The organism is Lacticaseibacillus boliensis (genome assembly GCF_054784775.1).
Genome location: NZ_BAAIHN010000066.1, coordinates 2,040 through 5,166, shown reverse-complemented (window position 1 = coordinate 5,166; position 3,127 = coordinate 2,040). Strand labels below are relative to the sequence as shown.

1 rRNA gene is annotated in these 3,127 nt (G+C 50.4%); it reads right to left on the bottom strand.

Annotated features, from left to right (window positions below):
* Window positions 1–87: 87 nt before the first annotated feature.
* Window positions 88–3,005, bottom strand: a 23S ribosomal RNA gene (locus tag ACYVRB_RS14035).
* Between the last annotated feature and the right edge of the window lie 122 nt (window positions 3,006–3,127).

Genomic DNA, 3,127 nt, shown 5'->3' with positions numbered 1-3,127 from the left:
TTTTAGAAGGTTTGCACCCTCAAAACTGGACATCATTGTTTGTTTTTGTTGCCGTGAACCGTATTTGCTCACTAGCGCTTACGCGCTTTGGTTAAGTCCTCGACCGATTAGTACTGGTCCGCTCCAAACATCGCTGCTCTTCCACTTCCAGCCTATCTACCTGATCATCTCTCAGGGGTCTTACTTCCATAAAGGAATGGGAAATCTCATCTCGAGGGGGGCTTCACACTTAGATGCTTTCAGCGTTTATCCCTTCCGTTCATAGCTACCCAGCGATGCGCCTGGCGGCACAACTGGTACACCAGCGGAACGTCCATCCCGGTCCTCTCGTACTAAGGACAGCTCCTCTCAAATTTCCTGCGCCCGCGACGGATAGGGACCGAACTGTCTCACGACGTTCTGAACCCAGCTCGCGTACCGCTTTAATGGGCGAACAGCCCAACCCTTGGGACCGACTACAGCCCCAGGATGCGATGAGCCGACATCGAGGTGCCAAACCTCCCCGTCGATGTGGACTCTTGGGGGAGATAAGCCTGTTATCCCCAGGGTAGCTTTTATCCGTTGAGCGATGGCCTTTCCATACAGAACCACCGGATCACTAAGCCCGACTTTCGTCCCTGCTCGATTTGTCAATCTCGCAGTCAAGCGCCCTTATACCTTTACACTCTGCGAATGATTTCCAACCATTCTGAGGGCACCTTTGGGCGCCTCCGTTACATTTTAGGAGGCGACCGCCCCAGTCAAACTGCCCACCTGACACTGTCTCCCACCACGCTTAGTGGTGCGGGTTAGAGTGTTCATACAGCAAGGGTAGTATCCCACCAATGCCTCCATCGAAACTAGCGTTCCGATCTCTACGGCTCCTACCTATCCTGTACAAGCGGTACAAACACTCAATATCAAGCTACAGTAAAGCTCCATGGGGTCTTTCCGTCCTGTCGCGGGTAACCCGCATCTTCACGGGTATTATAATTTCACCGAGTCTCTCGTTGAGACAGTGCCCAAATCATTACGCCTTTCGTGCGGGTCGGAACTTACCCGACAAGGAATTTCGCTACCTTAGGACCGTTATAGTTACGGCCGCCGTTTACTGGGGCTTCAATTCTGGGCTTCGCTTACGCTAACTCATCCTCTTAACCTTCCAGCACCGGGCAGGCGTCAGCCCCTATACGTCATCTTACGATTTAGCAGAGACCTGTGTTTTTGATAAACAGTTGTTTGGGCCTATTCACTGCGGCTGCACTTGCGTGCAGCACCCCTTCTTCCGAAGTTACGGGGTCATTTTGCCGAGTTCCTTAACGAGAGTTCGCTCGCTCACCTGAGGCTACTCGCCTCGACTACCTGTGTCGGTTTGCGGTACGGGTAGTTTATTTCTCACTAGACGCTTTTCTTGGCAGTGTGACATCAGGTACTTCGCTACTTAAATTTCGCTCCCCATCACAACTTGTCCTTAAAGACTCAAGCATTTCACTCAAATCAAGACTTGTTGCTTGGACACCCATTTCCAACCGGGTGCTTACCTTAGCCTACTGCGTCCCGCCATCGTTCAAACAAAATAAACTAGTACAGGAATTTCAACCTGTTTGTCATCGACTACGCCTCTCGGCCTCGCCTTAGATCCCGACTAACCCTGGGAGGACGAGCCTTCCCCAGGAAACCTTAGTCATACGGTGGACAGGATTCTCACCTGTCTTTCGCTACTCATGCCGGCATTCTCACTTCTATGCGCTCCAGCCGTCCTCACGATCGACCTTCAACGCCCATAGAACGCTCTCCTACCACGCAACCAAAAGGTTGCATCCACAGTTTCGGTATTATGCTTAGCCCCGGTATATTTTCGGCGCAGGGTCACTCGACTAGTGAGCTATTACGCACTCTTTAAATGGTGGCTGCTTCTGAGCCAACATCCTAGTTGTCTGTGCAACGCCACATCCTTTTCCACTTAGCATAAATTTAGGGACCTTAACTGGTGATCTGGGCTGTTCCCCTTTCGACGATGGACCTTATCGCTCACCGTCTGACTCCCAGAGTAAGATAATTGGTATTCGGAGTTTATCTGAATTCAGTAACCCTTGACGGGCCCCTAGTCCAAACAGTGCTCTACCTCCAATATCCATCCTCTGAGGCTAGCCCTAAAGCTATTTCGGAGAGAACCAGCTATCTCCAAGTTCGTTTGGAATTTCACCGCTACCCACAACTCATCCCAGCATTTTTCAACATACACGGGTTCGGTCCTCCAGTGTGTTTTACCACACCTTCAACCTGGTCATGGGTAGGTCACTTGGTTTCGGGTCTACACCAACATACTCACTCGCCCTATTCAGACTCGCTTTCGCTACGGCTCCGGCTTTTCACCTTAACCTCGCATGTTAGCGTAACTCGCCGGTTCATTCTACAAAAGGCACGCTGTCACCCATTAACGGGCTTCAACTAATTGTAGGCACACGGTTTCAGGAACTATTTCACTCCCCTTCCGGGGTGCTTTTCACCTTTCCCTCACGGTACTGGTTCACTATCGGTCACTAGGGAGTATTTAGCCTTGGGTGATGGTCCACCCGGATTCCGACGGAATTTCACGTGCTCCGCCGTACTCAGGATCCTGAACGGAGGCTAACAGATTTCGACTACGGGGCTTTCACCCTCTTTGGCGCAGCTTTCCAGCTGACTTCGTCTACCCGTTAACTTGGTAACTCCAATGTTCAGTCCTACAACCCCAAGAAGCAAGCTTCTTGGTTTGGGCTGTTCCCACTTCGCTCGCCGCTACTATGGGAATCGCAATTGCTTTCTCTTCCTGCAGGTACTTAGATGTTTCAGTTCCCTGCGTCTGCCTCTGATGTGCTATGAATTCACACAAAAGTAACGACCTTATGGTCGCTGGGTTCCCCCATTCGGAAATCTCCGGATCAAAGCTTACGTACAGCTCCCCGAAGCATATCGTCGTTAGTCACGTCCTTCATCGGCTCCTAGTGCCAAGGCATCCACCGTGCGCCCTTTGTAACTTAACCTTGATCTATAAATAGATCGGTTAGCGATTCGAATTTCTTTAGAAACTCATACAAATACGCTGTGTTCTCGGCATTAAAACATTTAAAACAATGATATCCAGTTTTCAAAGAACAAACATTTC